This is a genomic window from Intestinimonas sp. UBA1698 (assembly GCF_002320075.1).
GTDB lineage: Bacteria > Bacillota > Clostridia > Oscillospirales > Oscillospiraceae > Intestinimonas > Intestinimonas massiliensis.
In genome coordinates this window covers 608-19,537 of the sequence record NZ_DCJO01000030.1, presented here as the reverse complement: position 1 = coordinate 19,537, position 18,930 = coordinate 608, and the positions used below count along the sequence as shown (strand labels likewise).

Here is an 18,930-nt window from a genome sequence, read left to right as displayed (position 1 = left end):
TTCACACGGACGACTTTCGTCCGGAATGTACTTCAGGGATCTTCACCCGGGCCAGCGCCTTGAATCGCCGGCCCGGCTGCTCCGCCACATAGCCCTGCACCTGCAACAGCGTCAGCGCGGAGAGCACCCGTCTGGCCGGGATCTGGGTCCGCTCCACCAGATCGTCGGCCAGGAGCGGCCGCTCCTCCAGGGCCACCAGCACGTCGCGCTGATCGTCGGTCAGCGCCTCAGGGTGCGCACTTAGGTCAATATATGCCCTCTCGGGAACCTTGTCAACCGGTTTTTTGTCAGTTTCAGAGATTTTTGTCTCGGTTTTTTTCTCTTCCGGCGTTTCCAGCCGGGCCGCCTCGGCCGCAGGACGCAGGGGCTCCGGACTGCGGAGCTTGCCGGGAAAGCGCCCGGCATACTCCCGGAGCACATCCCAGCCGCACCGCACCAGACCGGCCCCCTGCTGAATGAGCCGGTTGGGCCCCTCGCTCATCGGGCCGTCCGCTGGACCGGGCACGGCAAAGACGTCCCGGTCCTGGTCCAGCGCCCGCTCCACCGTGCGCATGGTGCCGCTTTTCCATCGGCACTCCACCGCCACCACCGCCAGGCTCAGGCCGCTGATGATGCGGTTGCGCACGGGAAAGTGACCGGCCTGGATGCCGGTCCCCGGCGGATACTCGCTGATGAGGGCTCCGGCGGCAGCCACATCCTCGTAGAGGAAGCGGTTTTCCCTGGGGTAAACCACATCCACACCGCCGCCCAGCACCGAGACCACCGGCCCGCCTCCCTTGAGCGCGCCCCGAATGGCGGCGGCGTCCAGGCCCTGGGCGATGCCGGAGACCAGCAAGGCCCCCTGCCGGGCCAGCTCCAGACCCAGCTTGCCCGCCATCTTCACCCCATAGGGCGTGGGCTCCCGGGCTCCCACCACGGCGATGGCCGCCTCTTCGTCGAAGGCAAAGGTCCGGCCCCGCAGATAGAGCACCGCCGGCGGGTCGGGAATCTGCCGCAGGCGCTCGGGATATTCCGCGTCCTGCAGCGTCAGCACCCGCAGCCCCAGCCGCTCACATTCGCCCAGAATACGCTCGGCCTCCGCCAGAGATTTGTCCGCCAGGGCGGCGCGAAGCTTGTCCGGTATGTCGGCCAGCAGGCCGTACTCCCCCGGATCGGCAAAGTAGGCCCTCTCAGGGCTGCCGAACTGCTCCAGCACCCGGAGGGTGCGGACCGGGGACGCCCCCTGCCGGGTGGCGAGCCAAATCCAGTATTTCAGGCTGGACACCGGAACACCTCCTCTTTGCTCTACCGGGCCATCTCCCACAGGACCACCGCCGCCGCTACGGCGGCGTTGAGGGACTCACAGCGCGTCCGCATGGGGATCTTCAAGGTCTTGCCGCACAGAGCCAGCGTCTCCTCCGAAACGCCCCGCCCCTCGCTGCCGATCACCACGGCGCAGCGGCGCAGGTCCTGGGCGCGCAGGTCCTCCGTGTCCTCCCGCAGGGCGGTGGCGTACAGAGGGACCCCGCCCTCGTCCAGCCGGGCCTGCAAAGCGTGCAGGTCCGCCTCCCATACGGGCAGGCGGAAGCAGGCCCCCATAGTGGCCCGGACGGTCTTGGGCGACCATGGATCGGCGCAACTGTGGACCAACACCAGGCCGTCCGCCCCAAAGGCATCGGCCGTCCGCCACACCGTACCCAGATTTCCCGGGTCCTGCACTCCATCCAGCACCATATACCGCCCGCCGGTCAGCCGTTCCGGCAGGGCCAGGTCAGGGGTCCGGCAGAGAAACAGCACGCCCTGGGGCGTCTCGGTGGTCGACAGGCTCCTGAGCAGGTCGGCGGGGACCTCCACCCGCCGGACGGCGGAGGGCAGCTCCGGCAAGCTTGTCCCCTCCTCCGCCACCACGGTCGTAACGGCAGCCCCCCATTTCAGGGCCTCGGCGAGCAGCTTTGGCCCGTCGCAGACGAATTCCCCCGCCGCCCGGCGGGCGGAGCGGGAGCCGCTGAGCTTACGGATGTGGGCCACCAGTTCATTCTTTCGGCTCGTGATCCGTTCCATGGTCATCCCCCTCAGAGGTCATGGAGCCGGTTGATGTCCTCGTTCCGCCCCAGTGTGACCACAACGTCGCCGGAGCGCAGGGCGTAATCCGCCCCCGGAGCCACCTCCAGCCGGCGGGAGGCGCCGTCCCGGATGGCGATGATGTTGACGCCGTACTTGGCCCGGACATCCAGCTCCTTCAGGGTGTGTCCCACCCAGCTTCTGGGCGCTGCCAGCTCCACGATGCCGTAGTCATCAGACAGCTCGATGAAATTCAGGACGTTGGAACTGGACAGCCCCTGAGCCAGCTTGACCCCCATCTCATGTTCGGGAAAGACCACCCGGTCGGCTCCGATCTTCTCCAGCACCTTGCGGTGGACGTGGCTCTGGGCCTTGGCGATGACCTCCTTCACTCCGATCTCCTTGAGGTTCAGAGTGATGAGGGCGCTGTTGCCCACATCGTCCCCCACGGCCACGATGGCGCAGTCGTAGTTGCGCACCCCCAGTGCCTTGAGCACAGCCGGGTCCCGGGCGTCGCCCATGACGGCATGGGTGACCTTGTCGGCCGCCGCCTGGACGTTTTCCTCCCGGCCGTCCACGGCCAGCACCTCATGGCCCAGGGTGCACAGCTCGGTGGCCACCGCCGTGCCGAAGCGGCCCAGGCCGATCACAACAAACGTTTTCATGGTGCAGACTCCTTAACCGATCATGATATCGAAGGTAGGGTATTTGATCTTTGCGGGGTACTTGCTTCGGGTGAGGAAGGCAATGGAGAAGGACAGAATGCCCACCCGGCCCACATACATCAGAAAGACCAGCACTCCTCGGGAAAACAGGCTCAGTCCGGGCGTGATGCCCACGGTGAGGCCCACGGTCCCCATGGCGGAGGCCACCTCGAAGGCGGCGGACAGGAAGGGCAGTCCGTCCACCGTGGACAGAAGCATGGAGCTCACCATAAACAGGAAGACCACCATCAGCGTCAGGGTCATGGCGTTCATAACCCGGCGGTGGGAGATGGCTCGGCCCCGGAGGGTGACCTCTTCCCGGCCCCGCACGCCCGCCCGGAAGGCCAGCAGCAGCACGGCCACGGTGACGGTCTTAAGGCCGCCGGCGGTAGAGCCGCTGGAGCCTCCGATGAGCATGAAAATCACCGACAGGGCCAGGGAGCTGTCGGTCAGCCCGCCCTGTCCGAGGGCGTCGAAGCCGGCGGTGCGCAGGGTAACGGACTGGAACAGGGCATTGAGTCCCTTCTGCCACAGGGGCATGGGCCCCAGGGTGGCCGGGTTTCGGTACTCCACGGCGAAGAAGAACAGCGCGCCGAACAAGATGAGCGCCGCGGTGAGACTCAGGACCAGGCGGCTATAGAGGGACAGCTTTTTCCAGCGCCGGTGCTGGAGCACATCCTCCCACACGAAAAAGCCCAGCCCACCCACGGTGATGAGTGCGGCGGTGGTCAGCAGCACCACCGGATCGTCGTTGAAGCCGGCCAGGCTGGAAAAGGCTCCGCTGTAGCCGCCCAGCAGGTCAAAGCCCGCGTTGCAAAAGGCGGAGACACCGTGAAAGACGCCCCGCCACAGGCCGCCCGCAAGACCGAACTTTGGAATGAAGCGCAGGGACAGCAGCAGCGCCCCCGCCCCCTCCATGCAGAAGGTGCCCATCAGGGCGTGCTGTACCATCCGGACCACACCGTCCATGTCATTCAGGTTCAAGGTGGACACCATCACCAGCCGCTCCGACAGCCCGATGCGCCGATGTAGGGCCAAGGAGAACAGGGTGATGACTGTCATGAAGCCCAGTCCGCCCAACTGGATCATCACCAGGATGACCGTCTGTCCGAACAGGCTCCACTGGAGCCAGGTATCCGCCACGATGAGGCCGGTGACACAGGAGGCCGAGGTGGCGGTGAATAGGCTGGCGAACAGCCCGGCGCTCTGACCGTCGCGGGAGGCCGCGGGCAGCATCAGCAGCAGGGTTCCCAGCAGAATGATTACGCCGAAGGACCCGGCCACGATCCGGGTAGGGTTGAAGTTCCGCCGGTTCCGGAGGAAATCCCGGAAGTGGTTTCGCATTCGATTCAGCAAGGCAAGAAAGCCTCCTTGAGGGATGAGGGCGCCGGGCCGGGCAGACCGCGCCCGCGCGGTCCTCTTTTATGCACAACAGCATACCGTGGTTCATGCTGCCACGGTATGCTGTCGAAGGGTGTTCAGTCCAAAGGCTTCATCGTCGGGAAGAGAATCACATCCCGGATGGAGTCGGAATTGGTCAGCAGCATGACGCAGCGATCAATGCCGATACCCATGCCGCCCGTGGGAGGCAGTCCGTACTCCAGGGCGTTGATATAGTCGTCGTCCATCATGCCGGCCTCGTCGTCTCCCGCCTCCCGAAGGGCGATCTCATGCTCAAAACGGCCCTTCTGGTCAATGGGGTCGTTGAGCTCGGAGAAGGCGTTTCCAAACTCGGAGTGGTTGATAAAAAACTCGAACCGCTCGGTGAGGCGGGGATCGCTGGGAGACCGTTTGGTCAGGGGCGAGACCTCCACCGGATACATGGTAATAAAGGTGGGCTGGATGAGGTTCTCCTCCACCCGCTGGTCAAAGCACTCGTACAGCGCCCGGCCCCAGGTCTGCTCCACGCCGTCCATGTCGATGCCCTTGGCCCGGGCGGCAGCCACGGCCTCTGCGTCGTCGGAGATCGCCATAAAGTCGATCCCCACGTATTTCTGGACCGCCTCGGCCATGGTCAGCCGGGGCCAGCCGGGGGTCAGGTCGATCTTGGTGCCCAGCCACTCCACCTCATAGGTGCCCAGAATCTCCTTGGCCGCAGAGGACAAAATACCCTCGGCGATGTCCATCATGTCGTGGAAGTCGGCATAGGCCTCGTAGAGCTCAATGGAAGTAAACTCCGGGTTGTGCTTGGGGTCCATGCCCTCGTTGCGGAAGATGCGGCCGATCTCGTATACGCGCTCAAAGCCGCCCACCACCAGCCGCTTCAGGTGCAGCTCGGTGGCAATGCGCATATACATATCAATGTCCAGGGTGTTGTGGTGGGTGATGAAGGGCCGGGCGGTCGCGCCGCCGGAGATGGTGTTGAGGACGGGGGTCTCCACCTCCAGGTAATCCCGGGCATCCAGATAGGACCGGACGTGCTTGATGAACTTGGTGCGGATCTCAAAGGCCCGGCGCACATCCTCGTTCATGATGAGGTCCACGTACCGCTGGCGGTAGCGGGTCTCCTTGTCGGTCAGGCCGTGGAACTTCTCAGGCAGGGGGCGCAGGGACTTGGACAGGAGAGTGACGGCATGGGCCTTGACGGAAATCTCGCCCCGCTTGGTCTTGAAGACCTCGCCTTCCACGCCCACGATATCGCCAATGTCCAGCTTTTTGAACTTGGCGAAGGCCGCCTCGCCCAGCTCGTCGATGCGGACGTAGAGCTGGATGCGGCCCTTGCCGTCCTGCATATCGCAGAATACGGCCTTACCCATGCCGCGTTTGGACATGAGACGGCCGGCCACGGAAACCGTTTTGCCCTCCATGGCCTCAAAGTCCGCCTTGATGTCGGCGCTATGGGCGGTGACGTGGTACTTGGTGATCTGGAAGGGATCCTGACCGGCGTTCTGAAGCTCCTTGAGCTTGGCGCGGCGGATCTGCAGCAGTTCGGAAAGGGACTGCTCTTCCTGGGGGGCGGGGGCATTCTTCTGTTCAGCCATGTTCAATTTCTCCTTTGTAGGGGGTTCAAATCCCGGCAGAGCCGGGCCTTTTACGCCTTTTGAATGTCCAGCACCTTATAGTGCAGGTTACCGGCGGGGGCCTCCACCAGGACCTCTTCCCCCACCTCTTTGCCCAGCAGGGCCCGACCAAAGGGGGAGTCCTCCGAAATACGGCCGTTCATCGGGTCGGCCTCCTGGGAACCCACCACCTCATAGGTCTCCTGCTCGTCAAACTCCAAGTCCAGCACGGTGATCCTGGAGCCCAGACGGACGGCGTTGTGGTCGTTCTCGTCCTCCTCGATCACCACACAGTTGGCCAGAATCTCCTCCACCTCGGCAATCCGGGAGTAGAGCTTACCCTGTTCGTTTTTGGCCTCGTCATATTCGCTGTTCTCGCTCAGATCGCCGAAGGAGCGGGCCTCCTTGATCTGGTCGGCTACCTCTTTTTCGCGGACGGTCTTGAGGTAAGTGAGCTCGTCCTGGAGCTCCTTTAAACGCTCTGCGCTGAGTTTATATTCCTTTGCCATGACCGCTGCATCCTTTCTGTTTCTCAACTGGAATAAAGAAGGAGCCATCTAAATGGCTCTCTGCAAGGGCTGTCTTATCTTCTATTATATAAAGGTATAGATCCCGTCTATTTTGCATTATCCAGTATTATATGTAGTTTGAGCCGGTCTGTCAAGTCCCAGAACAGGAAATCACATCCAGCCGTTCGCAGCTCAGACGCCCCGTTTCCCACAGCACGGCCAGTATGGGCAGCCGGTCGCAGTCCGCCGGGAGCTCCTGCCCCGCCGGAGTCAGCATAAAACCGGCCAGGTCCGGCTCGGCCCCATAGAGCCGGAACACCGTCTGTCCGCCGCCGCCGGCCTCTCCGAAGTGGAGGGCCACGTCCGGGCGCAGGCTCCGGCTCTCCTCCACGGCGGGGACGCCGAACTCCCGGCGCAGTTCGGCGCGCAGGGCGTCGCCGCCCCCCGGCGCGGTAACCACCACCCGGCGCACCACCGGGCACAGCTCCAGGGCAGTCAGGCGCAGGGCCCGGGTGACCCGCTGGGCGCGCAGCGCCACGGTGGACTCCGAGGCCCGAAGCCCCCGCTCCCGCAGGGCTGCCTGTGCCAGTCTGGCCCCCATGGCCTGGCACAGCCCGGCGGTCTCCACCGGCTCCAGGCCCTGCGAGCGCAGCAGGGGCCAGTCCCCGAATCCCGGCGGCGCCACCACCCGCCGTATCCCCTGCCCGGCCAGCAGCCTGGCCGCTTTTTTCAGGCGCCGGGGCCGGACCGGCGCGGGCACCTCCGCCCGCAGCAAAGTCAATCCCAGTATCTCCTCCCGGACCAGGCGCACCCGCCAGCCCCGCTTTTCCAGACAACAGATCCGTCCAAACATGGTCTCACCTCGAAAGAGGATATGCGCTTCCAGGCAGAATATGAGACCGGACGGCGTTTTACACGTTCTTTTCCTGCCTTCACCGGGATTTGACGGTTTTTTACCCGGGACTGGTAGCGTCTTTTGTTCCATTCTTTTAAGATAAAGCCTGTAGAATGAACCGCAGCGTGCATCTGATTTTGGATTTTGGAGGAAAGAAGCATGAATTTCAAGCGTTCCCTGTCCCTCACGCTGGCCGCCCTGTCCCTCACCGGGACCCTGGCCGCCTGCAGCGCCAACGCCTCGGCTCCGCAGAGCCAGCCGCCGGCCGTACCCGCCGTCTCCCCCCTGGCCAGTGTCCAGACCCAAGAAGCCAAGATCCCCAAGTATGTCTTTCTGTTCATCGGCGACGGCATGAGCTACCCTCAGTTCCAGGCCGCCTCCGACTATCTGGGCGCTCTGGCCGACACCGGCAGTGATGACATTCTAGACGGCAATGTGCCCCTTACCTTCATGAATTTCCCCGTGGCCGGTTCTGCCGTCACCTATGACTCCAGCTCCTTCTGTCCCGACTCCGCCTCCACCGCCACCTCCCTCTCCACCGGCTATAAGACCTATTCCGGCACCATCAATATGGACGAGACCGCCACCGTGTCCTATGAGACCATCTCCGAAAAGCTCCACGCGCAGCTCGGCTGGAAGGTTGGCGTCATCTCCTCCGTCAACCTGAACCACGCCACCCCCGCCGCCTTTTACGCCCATCAGGCCAAGCGCTCCAACTACTACGAGATCGGCCAGGAGCTGGTGGCCTCCAATTTCGAGTATTTTGCCGGCGGCGGCCTGCTGAAGCCCACCGGCCCCGACAAGGACAAGACCAGCCTCTACGACCTGGCTGCCGACGCCGGCTACAAGGTGGTCATGACCCAGGCGGAGGCCGAGGCCGTCACCTCCGCCGACGGCAAGGTCCTCATCATTGACGAGCATCTGGCTGATTCCGATGCCTTTGCCTACGAAAACGACCGGGCCGACGGCAACTGGGCCCTCTCCGACTACGTCAAGAAGGGCATTGAGGTCCTGGACAACGACACCGGCTTCTTCCTGATGGTAGAGGGCGGCAAGATCGACTGGGCCTGCCACGCCAACGACGCCGGCTCCACCATTGCCGACACCATCGCCCTGTCCGACGCCGTGGACGAGGCCGTGGCCTTTGCCCAGCAACACCCCGACGAGACCCTCATTCTGGTCACCGGCGACCACGAGACCGGCGGTCTGACCATCGGCTACGCCGGCACCGACTACGATACCTTCCTCACCAATCTGGAACACCAGAAGATCTCCTACGCCAAGTTCGACAGCGACTACGTGGCCAAGTACAAGGAGAACAACACCTCCTTCGACGAGGTAATGAAGGACGTAACCGCCCTCTTTGGTCTCAAGACCGAGGGCGCGGAGGACGACACCTTGGTCCTCACCGCATATGAGCTGGACAAGCTGAAGGCCGCCTACGAGGCCACCATGGACGCCGGCCGGGCCGACGCCGACCCCGCCAATCAGGCTGAGTACGTCCTCTACGGTAGCTATGAGCCCCTGAGCGTCACCATCACCCACATCCTCAACAACAAATCCGGCGTCAATTTCGCCTCCTACGCCCACACCGGCCTGCCCGTGGCCGTCTTTGCCCAGGGCAGCGGCCAGGACCTGTTTGAGGGCTTCTACGACAACACCCAGGTCTACCACAAGCTGGCCGGCCTGCTTGGTGTAAAATAAAATTGACCCCCTCTCTCCACTCCTTACGGCAAAGGCTGCGGCGTTTGGCCGCAGCCTTTGCCCCATTTCACAGGAAAGGAACGCCACCGATATGTCCCTGCTGCACAATCAGGAGCGTCTGCGCTATTACGCCCCGGTAGTTGTCTGCCTGGTCCTCATCGCCCTGCTGCTGGCCCTGCCCACCGGGTTTGAAGGGGCCCTCATCTATCAGGGGGCCGACCGCTGCGCCGCACGGGTACTCTCCACCGACGACAGCGCCATCCTCGACACCGGTCTGGTCCGCTCCGGCGAGCAGGTGTGCACCCTGGAGCTGCTGGGCGGCAAATTTCGGGGCCGGACCGTCCAGGGCCACAACCTGCTCAACGGCTCGCTGGAACAGGACAAGATCTTTGCCCCCGGTGACCGGGCCCTGGTGGTCATCAGCTACCGGGGGGACGAGATCCTGACCGTCACCATGACCGACCACTACCGGCTGGACAAGGAGTCCGCCCTGGCCGCCGCCTTCGCCCTGCTGCTCATTCTCTTCGCGGGCAAGACCGGTCTGCGGGCCATTGCCTCCTTTATGCTCACCATTCTGATGCTGTGGAAGGTGCTCATCCCCCTCTACCTCAAGGGTTACAATCCCATCCTCGTCGGGCTGGCCGTTACGCTGGTGCTGACGGTGCTCATTCTCTCTCTGGTCTATGGCTTCGACCGGCGGGCGGCCGCTGCCGTCTCCGGGGCCGCCCTGGGCGTGCTGGTAACCTGCCTGCTGGGGGCGGTCTGCACCGATCTCTTCCAGATCCACGGCGCCGTCATGTCCGGCTCAGAGAGCCTGCTCTACGCCGGATACCAAGGCCTGGACCTGACTCAGATCTTTATGGCCTCCATTTTTGTAGGCTCCTCCGGGGCGGTGATGGATCTGAGCGTAGACATCACCTCGGCGGTACGGGAGGTGGTGGCAAAAAAGCCGGGCATTGGCTGGCGGGAGGCCACCGCCTCCGGTCTAAATGTGGGCCGGGCCGCCATGGGCACCATGACTACCACCCTGCTGCTGGCCTACTCCGGCGGCTATGTGGCCCTGCTGATGGTCTTTATGGCCCAGGGCACCCCTGTGTGGAACATCCTCAACTACAAATATGTGGCCGCCGAAATCATCGACACCATTGTGGGCTCCTTCGGCCTGGTAACGGTGGCCCCCTTCACCGCCCTCACCAGCGGCTTTCTTCTCACCCGGGGCCGGGCGTGAAAAGGCGGCGGACCATACGATCCGCCGCCTTATAGGACCCCTAAGCGGCTGCGATGGCCGCCTGGAGCTGTGGGTCCTCCGCCGGGTCCAGAATGCGAGCCCGCAGCTTCGCCGCCTGTTCCTCATCCAGCTCCACCACCCGGTCCGGGGTGAGCCCCACCCCGATGAGGCAGTTGCCCTGGCCGGTGAAATACTTGGCGGTAGAGAGATTGACCGCGCCTCCGTTGAGGAGGGGGAAGGTCTGCTGGGAGAAGCCCTTGCCGAAGGTCTGTACCCCCACCACCTCGCCCCAGTCCCACTCCTGGAGCTCGGCGGCAAAGAGCTCGGCGGCGCTGTAGGTGTTCTCGTTGACCAGCACCGCCATGGGCATCTCCACGCAGCCGGCGTCGGAGCTCACCACCGTCTCCCGCCCGGCCTTGGTCTGGCTGCGGAAGATGGGGCCCTCGGGCAGCAGGTAGTCCAGCAACCTGGTCAGCTCGTCCAAAAAGCCGCCGCCATTGTTGCGCACGTCGAATACCAGCCGTTCCGCCCCCTGCTCCCGCAGGTCGTCCACCGCAGCGATGGCCTCGTCGGCACAGCGGCTGTTGAAGTTTTGGATGGTAATGAGCCCGGTGCCGTCCGCCAGGAGCGCATAGCTCACCGGGTGCTCCTCCACCCGGCCCCGGGTGACGGACACCGTCCGTTCCTCCCCGCCGCCCCCCCGGAGCAGCAGTTCCACCTGGGTCCCGGCCTCTCCCTGGATGAGCTCCGTGCCCCGGCTCCGGTCTTCGCCGGCCAGGCGGACCTCCCCCACGGCCAGGATGGTGTCCCCGGGCCGGAGGCCGGCCGCCGCCGCAGGCCCGTTCTCGGCCACCGCTTCCACATACAGCCCCTCCTCCCCCTCCGGGTAGGACACGGTGACGCCGATGCCCACATAGGCGTTGTCCTTGCTGTTTTTCAGGTTTTCATAGCCCTTCGCGTCCACGTAATAGGACCAGCGGTCCCCCAGGCCGGTGATGAGCCCGTCCATGGCGGCGTCGGCTGCCTTCCCGATGTCATGGTCCCCCACGAACCGGGCGTTGATGAGCACCATGGCCTCGGCCATGCTGAGGCCCTCCGGTCCGATGAGCGCCCACAGGGCCCCAAAGGCCAGCGCCAGGGTGAGCAGCAGGGACAGGAGGGCGGTCACCAGGAGGGACCAGCCGGAAAAGCGTTTCGTTTTCATGGAGCAGGCTTCCTTTCTATCGACAAGAAAACAGGGGGCGGGGAAAATTCCCCGCCCCCTGACCGAACTTCTTTAACTGTAGGTAAAGCTGAGGTTGGGGTAGTAGTTCAGCGCATCCTGGCGCTTGCCGTTGACCCGGAACTCCAGATGCAGATGGTTGCCGGTAGAGCTGCCGGTGGAGCCCACATACCCTAACGTCTGGCCCTGAGTGACGATCTGGCCCTCGCTGACGGCGCGGGAGCTCATATGGGCGTACAGGGTGGCGATGCCGTTGTCATGCTGGACCACCACATAGTTGCCATAGGAGTTGTTGTAGGTGGAGATGGTCACCACACCGCCCCGGGCGGCGAGGATGGCCGTGCCCTTGGGCGCGGCGACGTCGGTGCCGGTGTGGTTGCCCGGCAGGCCGGTAATGGGGTGGATGCGGGGGCCGAAGGTGGAGGTGATCTTATAGCGTCCGGGGACCGGCCACTGCCAGCCGGTGCCCGGGTCGAAGCTGATCTGCCCCGCGGCGATCTTGGCCTGGATCTCCTTCTGCTTTTTGATGATCTGGGCTTCGACTTCTTCCTCTTCCCGCTTCAGGGCGTCCCGGCTGGACTGGTACTCCGACTCCTGGCTCTGAATCTTCTGGACCAGTGCGGCGGCGTCCGCCTCCTTGGCATCCAGCTCCTTCTTCTGTGCCACCAGCGCGTCCCGCTGGGTCTGCTGGTCGGCCCGGCTGGTCTCCAGCTCGGCCTTCTGCGCCTCGATGCTCTTGCGCAGGGCGGCCAGATCGTCCATGATCTTGTTGTCGGCCTCCATAATCTCACTGACAAAGGTGGCCCGGTCCAGCAGGTCGGCGAAGTCGGCCGAGTCAAAAAGGATGGACCAGTAGGAGACCGTTCCCGCCTCCTCCATGGCCCGCACCCGCTTGCAGAACAGCTCGTACTGGATTTCTTCCTTGGCCTGGGTGTCCTCCAGCTTGGCCTGCTCATCCGCAATGAGGGCGTCGTACTGGGCAATGATGGACTCGGTGCTCTGAATCTCCTGGACCTTGGCGGAAATCTGCCGGTCCAGCAGGCGTTTCTGCTCCAGGGCCTGGGCCTTGTCCCCGGCGATGGATTTGAGCTGCCGGTCCAGGTCCTTGATTTGGGCGGCCAGGTCAGCCTGCTGCTTCTGGTATTCCCTGATCTGCTGCTCCAGCTCAGAGGTGTCGGCCGCCTGGGCGGCCTCCAGCACCATGGTGAACATGGGCAGGAGCATCATCAGGGCCAGGAAAGCCGCTAGCGCGGCCACCACAACCCTGCGCCAGTCCTTGCGGGGCTTTTTTTGCCGGTTCTGCTTGGGATTTGCCACGGCGATCCTCCTTTTCGGATGTACAGGCGGCGGAATTGGTTTGGGAATTTTTTAAACCTGCAGGAATTTGCGGATGGCCAGCAGAGAACCGCCGGCTCCGATGACCAGTCCGGTGACCGCGAAGGCCCCCGCCACGCGGGTCCACAAGGTCTGGAAGGGAATGATGGCCACGAGCTGGAGCCCGCCGAAACCGTCGATGGCCTGCACGATGATGGTGTAGAGCCCCCACTGGAGGAAAAAGGCCAGGATGGCCCCCATCAGGCCCAGCAGCATGCCCTCAAAGATAAAGGGCCAGCGGACAAACCAGTTGGTGGCGCCGCACATCTTCATGATGGCGATCTCCTCCCGCCGGTGGAAGGTGGCCAGTTTGATGGTGTTGGCGATGATGAACAGGGAGATGACCAGCAGCATGGCGATGAGAATGAAGGCCACGGCGCTGGCCACGTTGCGCAGGGCCACAAAGCCGTCTGAGATGGCCTGCTCCCACTGGACCTTGGCCACGCCGGAGACGGCCTCCACCTGGCGGACCGTCTCCCCCATCTGCTCCAGGTCGTCCACATGGATGCGGTAGCGGTGGCGGAGCACCGAGTCGTCCATGCCGTCGAAGAGCTCCCGGGTCTCGCTGTCGGTATAGCGCTCGGTGTAGCGCTCCAGCGCCTCCCCTGCTGTCATAAAAGTGACGGAGGACACGTTGGGGATGGCCTCCAGCTTGCTCTGGAGCGCCCGGGCCTCGTCCTCGGCAAGGGTCTCGTCTATGTAGGCGATGAATTCGTTCTCCGCCTCATACCGGCCCAGGGTATTGTCGATATTGATGGCCACCAGGGAGAAGGAGCCCATGATGATGAGGCAGGCCAGAATCATACACACGGCGGCAAAGGACATGAGGCCGTGGGTAAAGATGCTGCGGAATCCCTCCCGCAGGTGATAACCCATGTTAAACTGTCTCATTGTTGTAGTACCCACCCATTCCGTCGCTGATGACCCGGCCGCTCTCGATGGCCACCACCCGCTTGGCAAAGCGGTTGACCAGTTCCTTCTCGTGGGTGACCACCAGCATGGTGGTGCCCAGCTCGTTGATCTTCTCCAACAGCATCATGATCTCCAGGGACCGCTGGGGATCGAGATTGCCGGTGGGCTCGTCGGCGATGATGACGCTGGGGTTGTTCACCAGCGCCCGGGCGATGGCCACGCGCTGCTGCTCGCCGCCGGAGAGCTCCGAGGGGAGCCGGTCCCCCTTGTGGTCCAGCCCCACAAGCTGCAGCACGTACGGGATGCGCTTCTTGATCTCCCGGGGTGAGGCCCCCACCACCCGCATGACGAAGGTGAGGTTCTCCTCCACCGTTTTCTTCTCAATGAGCCGGAAGTCCTGAAAAATGACCCCCAGGGTCCGGCGCATACCGGGCACCTGCTTGGGACGGATGGTGTTCATATTGTAGCCGTTCACCATCAGCCGCCCCTCGCTGGGGGCGATCTCCCCGGTGATGAGCTTGATGATGGTGGACTTGCCGGAGCCGGAAGGCCCCACCAAAAAGACGAACTCCCCGTCGTCAATGCGCATGGAGACGCCTTTCAGAGCCCGGGTGCCGTTGTCATAGGTCTTTTGTATGTCAATGAGCCGTATCATAGCTACCTCTTTTGCATTTGCAGAAGTTCTTGTAGGGACATTTTACCCGGTTCGGCAGGATCTGTCAAGGTCTGGCGGGCGCTTTCCATAAATCGCCATAAGGGACGCCGGTAAACCGGCGCCCCAGAGACGGCAGCGTGTCACAGGATTCAGGATTCGATGCCGCGGGAGACCAGATACTTCTTGACCATCAGGGCCACCTTGAAGGTGATGGCGTCGTCGAACTCCCGCAAATCCAGCCCGGTGAGCTTCTTGATCTTCTCCAGGCGGTAGACCAGAGTGTTGCGGTGGACGAAAAGCTTCCGGGCGGTCTCGGAGACGTTCAGGTTGTTCTCGAAGAACTTGTTGATGGTGAACAGGGTCTCCTGGTCCAGGGAGTCGATGGGGTTCTTCTTAAAGACCTCCTGGAGGAACATCTCACACAGGGTGGTGGGAAGCTGGTAGATGAGACGGCCGATGCCCAGGTTCTCATAATTGATGATGGACTTCTCGGTGTCAAACACCTTGCCCACCTCGATGGCCACCTGGGCCTCCTTATAGGCCCGGGCCAGTTCCCGGATGTGGCCCACCACGGTGCCGATGCCGATGACCACCTTCAGGTTGAGCTCGCCCTCCAGGGCCTCCTCCACCTGCTTGGCGATCTTGTAGATCTCCTTGCCGTCGGTGCCGTCGGGGAGCTGCTTGATGAGGGTGATGTCGGTCTCGCTGGTGGAGAGGACAAAATCCACCTGCTTGTCCGGGAACAGGCTCTGCACCACGTCCATGGCCGCCATATCGGTGCTGCCCACCTGGCGGACCAGGAACACGGCGCGGGGGACCTCGGACACAAAGTGCAGCTCTTTGGCACGGACGTAGATATCGCCCAGCAGGATGTTGTCCGAGATAATATTTTTGACAAAGGTGGCCTTATCGTGCTTTTCCTCGTAGTAGGCCTTGGCGCCGTTGAGGGCCACCGCCGCCATGGCACACACCATCTGCGCCAGCTCGTCCTCCCCCCGCGCAAAGGCGGCGTAGTCGAACTGGGAGCTCCAGCCCGCCAGGGGCTTGAAGGTATTGCCGGAATACTTCACCGTCTCTGCATCGGAGCCGTTGATGACTTCCACCGCCCCGGCCCACTTTTCCCCGATACAGGTGAGCTCGTTGCAGGCGACCACGGTGCCCTCCGAGTCGATGACGCCCACGGCCCGGTCTGTGCTGTCCTTCATCTGGAGCACAACGCTCTGAAAAATCCTGCTGGACATCGTTCTGCCTCCTCCTCGGCGCCTAGGCGCCATAACATTCAATCACGAATTCTATTATACCGAGTTTTTTCTCCCTTTTCAATAGGGTATTCGTATTTTTTTGTTGAAAATGCCGAAACAAAGTTCCGCCCCTCTCAGCGCCGGACCATTCAGCCGCCCGGCCCCCCCTTCAAGCGCTCGTCAAGGCCTGAATCTCCTCCGCGGTCAGCTCCCGCCACTCCCCCGGTCCCAGGTCCTCGTCCAGCCGCAGCGGGCCCATGGACAGCCGCTTGAGGTAGCGCACCGGCTTTCCCCGACAGGCGAGCATCCGCTTGATCTGGTGGTACTTGCCCTCCCGCAGGGTCACCAGGGCGGTGTCCGGCTCCGGCAGGCGCTCCAAGCCGGCGGGCATACAGCGCAGACCGTCGCCCAGGGTCATACCCGCTGCAAAGGCGGCGGCGTCCTCCGCGGTCAGCGTCCCCTCCACCCGGACGAAGTACACCTTGTCCACATGCCGGCCCGGCGCCAGCAGCCGGTGGCCCAGCGGGCCGTCGTTGGTGAGCAGCAGCAGCCCCTCGGTATCCTTGTCCAGCCGGCCCACAGGGAAGAGCCCCACCCGCCGCAGATATTCCGGCAGCAGGTCCACCACGGTGGACTGCTTCGGGTCCTCGGTGGCGGAGAGAACACCCCCCGGCTTATGGAGCATCAGATAGACAAACTTTTCCGCTCCAATGGGCGCTCCATCCACCCGCAAATCCAGGCCCAGGCGGTCATACTTCTGCTCCGGGCTCCCTGCCACGGCCCCGTTGACCGTCACCCGCCCCGCCCGTACCAGGCCCTTGACCTCCCGGCGGGACCAGCGTCCGGTGCCGGCCAGTATCTTATCCAGTCGGTCCATGCCGTCCTCCCCTTGTCCTTTTTCGCCTATTTTATCATATCCGGTCCGGCTTGCACATAGAAATTATCACGATATAAAACGAGAGGAGCGTTGCACTGTGTTTATTTGGACCGCCAAGCTGCACCGGGGCAGGCTGCTGGCAGGCGCCGTGGCCCTGGTGGTGCTCTGCGGAGCCGCGGCCCTGGTTGGAGGAGCTCTGTCCGCCCGGGGGGTGGACGCGGTCTCCACCACTCCGGCCAGCCCCAAGGGCATCAAAACCAACGAGGACCGGGTGGCCTATCTGGAGAGCTACGGCTGGCAGGTGTCCGCCGACCCCATCGCCGTGGAGGAGCTGCTGATCCCCGACGAGTTCGACGAGACCTACGACCAGTACCTGGCGCTCCAGTCGGAACAGGGCTTTGATCTGACCAAGTACCAGGGCAAGCGGGTCAAGCGCTATACCTATGAGATCACCAACTATCCCACGGGGGAGACCGGCGTCCGGGTGGGCATCCTGGTCTACAAAAACACGGTGGTAGGGGGTGAGGTGCTCTCCAGCCAGTTGGACGGCTTCATCCACGGGCTGTCCATGCCGGAATAAAGCCGGGGGCGGCGCTCATCTGAGCGCCGCCCCTTTTATCGGCCTGTGTCCACGATATGCACATTGAGGTGGTTGTAGGTCAGTTCGATCCCGTTCCGGTCAAAGGACACACGGATCTGCTCCAGCAGATCGAAGTACAGGTCCCAGTAGTCCTCTGTGGCGCACCATACCCGCACCGTGACACTGACGCTGCTCTCATTGTAGGCGGAGACCCGCGCAAAGGGCACCGGAGTGAACAGCGCCTTAGGATGGGCCCCCACCACCTCTTGGATGACCTGCTTGGCCTTTTCCGGATCGCTGTCATAGGAGATGTCGAATTTCAGGTCCACCCGGCGCTGGGTCTGGCCGTTGTAATTGACGATCTTTTCGCCGGAGATCTCCCCGTTGGGCACATAGATGATCTTGTTGTCGATGGTCGTCAGCTTGGTATAGACCAGGCCGATGTCGGACACCGTGCCGGACAGGCCGCCGGCCTCCACGAAGTCCCCTACGGCAAAGGGCTTGGAGATCAGTACCATGATGCCGCCCGCCAGATTGGACAGCGTCCCCTGAAGTGCCAGGGACAGGGCCAGGCCGGCCACCCCCAGCACACCCAGCAGGGCGCTGACCGGAAGTCCGATGTAGTCTCCCACGATCAGAATCGTGATAAACCACAGGAGGATCTTCGCCGTGGACCGGATAAAGGTGTGGAGGCTCCGCTCCACCTTCAACCGCAGGATGGTCCGCTCCAGCAGCCGCAGCAGGACCTTGACCATCACAATACAGGCCATCAGCAAAAGCGCCGTATACAGGGCCTTGCTCAGCGTAAAGCCCTCCATAACGCTGCCGAAGGTCTCCGCGATCTCCGGAGCTGCGGTCTCCAAATCCGTGATTGTTTCAGGCATCGCCATGCTCCTCTCTTTTGTGTTCCACCGCCGGTTAAAAAACGCCCGCCGCAAAAGCGGCGGGCGTTTTTGAGCAGCTTACTTACTCGTTAATCTCGATGACGACGCCGGAACCCACGGTACGGCCGCCCTCACGGATGGCGAAACGCAGGCCTTTCTCGATGGCGATGGGGGTGATCAGCTCCACGTCCATGTCGACGTTATCGCCGGGCATGCACATCTCAACGCCCTCGGGCAGGGAGATGACGCCGGTCACGTCGGTGGTACGGAAGTAGAACTGGGGGCGATAGTTATTGAAGAAGGGGGTATGCCGGCCGCCCTCGTCCTTGGACAGGACGTAGACCTGGCCCTTGAACTTGGTGTGGGGATGGATGGAGCCGGGCTTGGACAGCACCTGGCCGCGCTCGATGTCGGTCTTGGCCACGCCGCGCAGCAGGCAGCCCACGTTGTCGCCGGCCTCGACGTAATCCAGAGTCTTGCGGAACATCTCCATGGAGGTGACGACGGTGGACTTCTTCTCGTCAGTGAGGCCCACGATCTCGACGGTCTCGCCGGCCTTCAGCTGGCCGCGCTCCACACGGCCGGTGGCCACGGTGCCGCGGCCGGAGATGGTGAACACGTCCTCGACGGGCATCAGGAAGGGCTGGTCGGCCTTACGGTCGGGGGTGGGGATATAGCTGTCAACGGCGTCCATCAGCTCCTTGATGCAGGCATACTCGGGAGCGTTCACGTCGGTGGACTCGCTGATCAGGGCGTTGAGGGCGGAGCCCTTGATGATGGGGATATCGTCGCCGGGGAATTCGTACTTGCTCAGAAGCTCGCGGACTTCCATCTCCACCAGCTCCAGCAGCTCGGGATCGTCGAGCTGGTCGCACTTATTCAGGAACACCACGATAGCGGGCACGCCCACCTGACGGGCCAGCAGGATGTGCTCACGGGTCTGGGCCATGGGGCCGTCGGAGGCAGCAATCACCAGGATGGCGCCGTCCATCTGAGCAGCGCCGGTGATCATGTTCTTGATATAGTCGGCGTGGCCCGGGCAGTCAACGTGGGCATAGTGACGGGCGTCGGTCTGATACTCCACGTGAGCGGTGTTGATGGTGATG

The 18,930-nt window shown here is 63.2% G+C and carries 18 protein-coding genes; 3 read left to right on the top strand and 15 right to left on the bottom strand.

The window, feature by feature from the left end; genetic code table 11:
• Window position 1 precedes the first annotated feature (1 nt).
• The 7 genes from dprA to B3H64_RS05840 all read right to left on the bottom strand — a co-directional run bounded on the left by dprA (window position 2) and on the right by B3H64_RS05840 (window position 7,105).
• Window positions 2-1,264, bottom strand: coding sequence for a DNA-processing protein DprA (gene dprA, locus B3H64_RS05870; protein ID WP_050618056.1), 1,263 nt, complete (start codon window positions 1,262-1,264; stop codon window positions 2-4).
• Between the two features lie 20 nt (window positions 1,265-1,284).
• On the bottom strand, window positions 1,285-2,040 hold the full coding sequence (locus B3H64_RS05865) for a TrmH family RNA methyltransferase (RefSeq protein WP_050618055.1): 756 nt from the start codon (window positions 2,038-2,040) through the stop codon (window positions 1,285-1,287).
• Between the two features lie 11 nt (window positions 2,041-2,051).
• The gene (locus B3H64_RS05860; RefSeq protein ID WP_050618054.1) at window positions 2,052-2,705 is read right to left on the bottom strand and encodes a potassium channel family protein; all 654 of its coding nucleotides are present in this window, start codon (window positions 2,703-2,705) and stop codon (window positions 2,052-2,054) included.
• 12 nt (window positions 2,706-2,717) lie between these two features.
• The gene (locus B3H64_RS05855) at window positions 2,718-4,100 is read right to left on the bottom strand and encodes a TrkH family potassium uptake protein (protein ID WP_242853709.1); all 1,383 of its coding nucleotides are present in this window, start codon (window positions 4,098-4,100) and stop codon (window positions 2,718-2,720) included.
• Window positions 4,101-4,222: 122 nt separating this feature from the next.
• Complete coding sequence (lysS, locus tag B3H64_RS05850) at window positions 4,223-5,725, bottom strand: lysine--tRNA ligase (RefSeq protein WP_256303226.1); 1,503 nt, start codon at window positions 5,723-5,725, stop codon at window positions 4,223-4,225.
• A gap of 50 nt (window positions 5,726-5,775) precedes the next feature.
• Entirely contained in the window at window positions 5,776-6,252 is a 477-nt protein-coding gene (gene greA / locus B3H64_RS05845) for a transcription elongation factor GreA (protein ID WP_050618022.1), read from the bottom strand.
• 151 nt (window positions 6,253-6,403) lie between these two features.
• Window positions 6,404-7,105 (bottom strand): hypothetical protein, encoded by a 702-nt coding sequence (locus B3H64_RS05840; RefSeq protein ID WP_050618021.1) that lies wholly within the window; start codon window positions 7,103-7,105, stop codon window positions 6,404-6,406.
• 201 nt (window positions 7,106-7,306) lie between these two features.
• Here B3H64_RS05840 and B3H64_RS05835 point away from each other — a divergent pair, with 201 nt between their 5' ends.
• Both B3H64_RS05835 and B3H64_RS05830 read left to right on the top strand, forming a co-directional pair.
• Window positions 7,307-8,851: an alkaline phosphatase gene (locus B3H64_RS05835; protein WP_050618020.1), complete on the top strand. Its 1,545-nt coding sequence runs from the start codon at window positions 7,307-7,309 to the stop codon at window positions 8,849-8,851.
• A 91-nt stretch (window positions 8,852-8,942) separates the two neighbouring features.
• A complete protein-coding gene (locus B3H64_RS05830) occupies window positions 8,943-10,079 on the top strand; it encodes a YibE/F family protein (protein WP_238074993.1) in 1,137 nt (378 codons plus the stop codon).
• Window positions 10,080-10,119: 40 nt separating this feature from the next.
• Here the strand turns inward: B3H64_RS05830 and B3H64_RS05825 are convergent, their stop codons facing one another.
• The 6 genes from B3H64_RS05825 to B3H64_RS05800 all read right to left on the bottom strand — a co-directional run bounded on the left by B3H64_RS05825 (window position 10,120) and on the right by B3H64_RS05800 (window position 16,360).
• On the bottom strand, window positions 10,120-11,283 hold the full coding sequence (locus tag B3H64_RS05825) for a S41 family peptidase (RefSeq protein ID WP_286733701.1): 1,164 nt from the start codon (window positions 11,281-11,283) through the stop codon (window positions 10,120-10,122).
• A 72-nt stretch (window positions 11,284-11,355) separates the two neighbouring features.
• Window positions 11,356-12,618: a murein hydrolase activator EnvC family protein gene (locus B3H64_RS05820; RefSeq protein WP_094762397.1), complete on the bottom strand. Its 1,263-nt coding sequence runs from the start codon at window positions 12,616-12,618 to the stop codon at window positions 11,356-11,358.
• A gap of 51 nt (window positions 12,619-12,669) precedes the next feature.
• Window positions 12,670-13,566: a permease-like cell division protein FtsX gene (gene ftsX / locus B3H64_RS05815; protein ID WP_050618018.1), complete on the bottom strand. Its 897-nt coding sequence runs from the start codon at window positions 13,564-13,566 to the stop codon at window positions 12,670-12,672.
• Window positions 13,553-14,242: a cell division ATP-binding protein FtsE gene (gene ftsE, locus B3H64_RS05810; protein ID WP_050618017.1), complete on the bottom strand. Its 690-nt coding sequence runs from the start codon at window positions 14,240-14,242 to the stop codon at window positions 13,553-13,555. The genes ftsX and ftsE overlap by 14 nt, the downstream gene beginning before the upstream one ends.
• 149 nt (window positions 14,243-14,391) lie before the next feature.
• Window positions 14,392-15,483: a PucR family transcriptional regulator gene (locus B3H64_RS05805; RefSeq protein WP_050618016.1), complete on the bottom strand. Its 1,092-nt coding sequence runs from the start codon at window positions 15,481-15,483 to the stop codon at window positions 14,392-14,394.
• A gap of 169 nt (window positions 15,484-15,652) precedes the next feature.
• The gene (locus tag B3H64_RS05800) at window positions 15,653-16,360 is read right to left on the bottom strand and encodes a pseudouridine synthase (RefSeq protein WP_256319180.1); all 708 of its coding nucleotides are present in this window, start codon (window positions 16,358-16,360) and stop codon (window positions 15,653-15,655) included.
• 97 nt (window positions 16,361-16,457) lie between these two features.
• Between B3H64_RS05800 and B3H64_RS05795 the strand changes: the two genes are divergently transcribed.
• Window positions 16,458-16,940, top strand: coding sequence for a DUF4830 domain-containing protein (locus B3H64_RS05795; protein WP_286733690.1), 483 nt, complete (start codon window positions 16,458-16,460; stop codon window positions 16,938-16,940).
• A gap of 35 nt (window positions 16,941-16,975) precedes the next feature.
• On the opposite strand, the gene B3H64_RS05790 is transcribed toward B3H64_RS05795, so the two are convergent.
• Window positions 16,976-17,824, bottom strand: a complete 849-nt coding sequence (locus tag B3H64_RS05790) for a mechanosensitive ion channel family protein (RefSeq protein ID WP_286733688.1) — start codon at window positions 17,822-17,824, stop codon at window positions 16,976-16,978.
• 82 nt (window positions 17,825-17,906) lie between these two features.
• A partial coding sequence (tuf, locus tag B3H64_RS05785) for an elongation factor Tu (protein WP_286733684.1) occupies window positions 17,907-18,930 on the bottom strand: 1,024 nt, incomplete at its 5' end.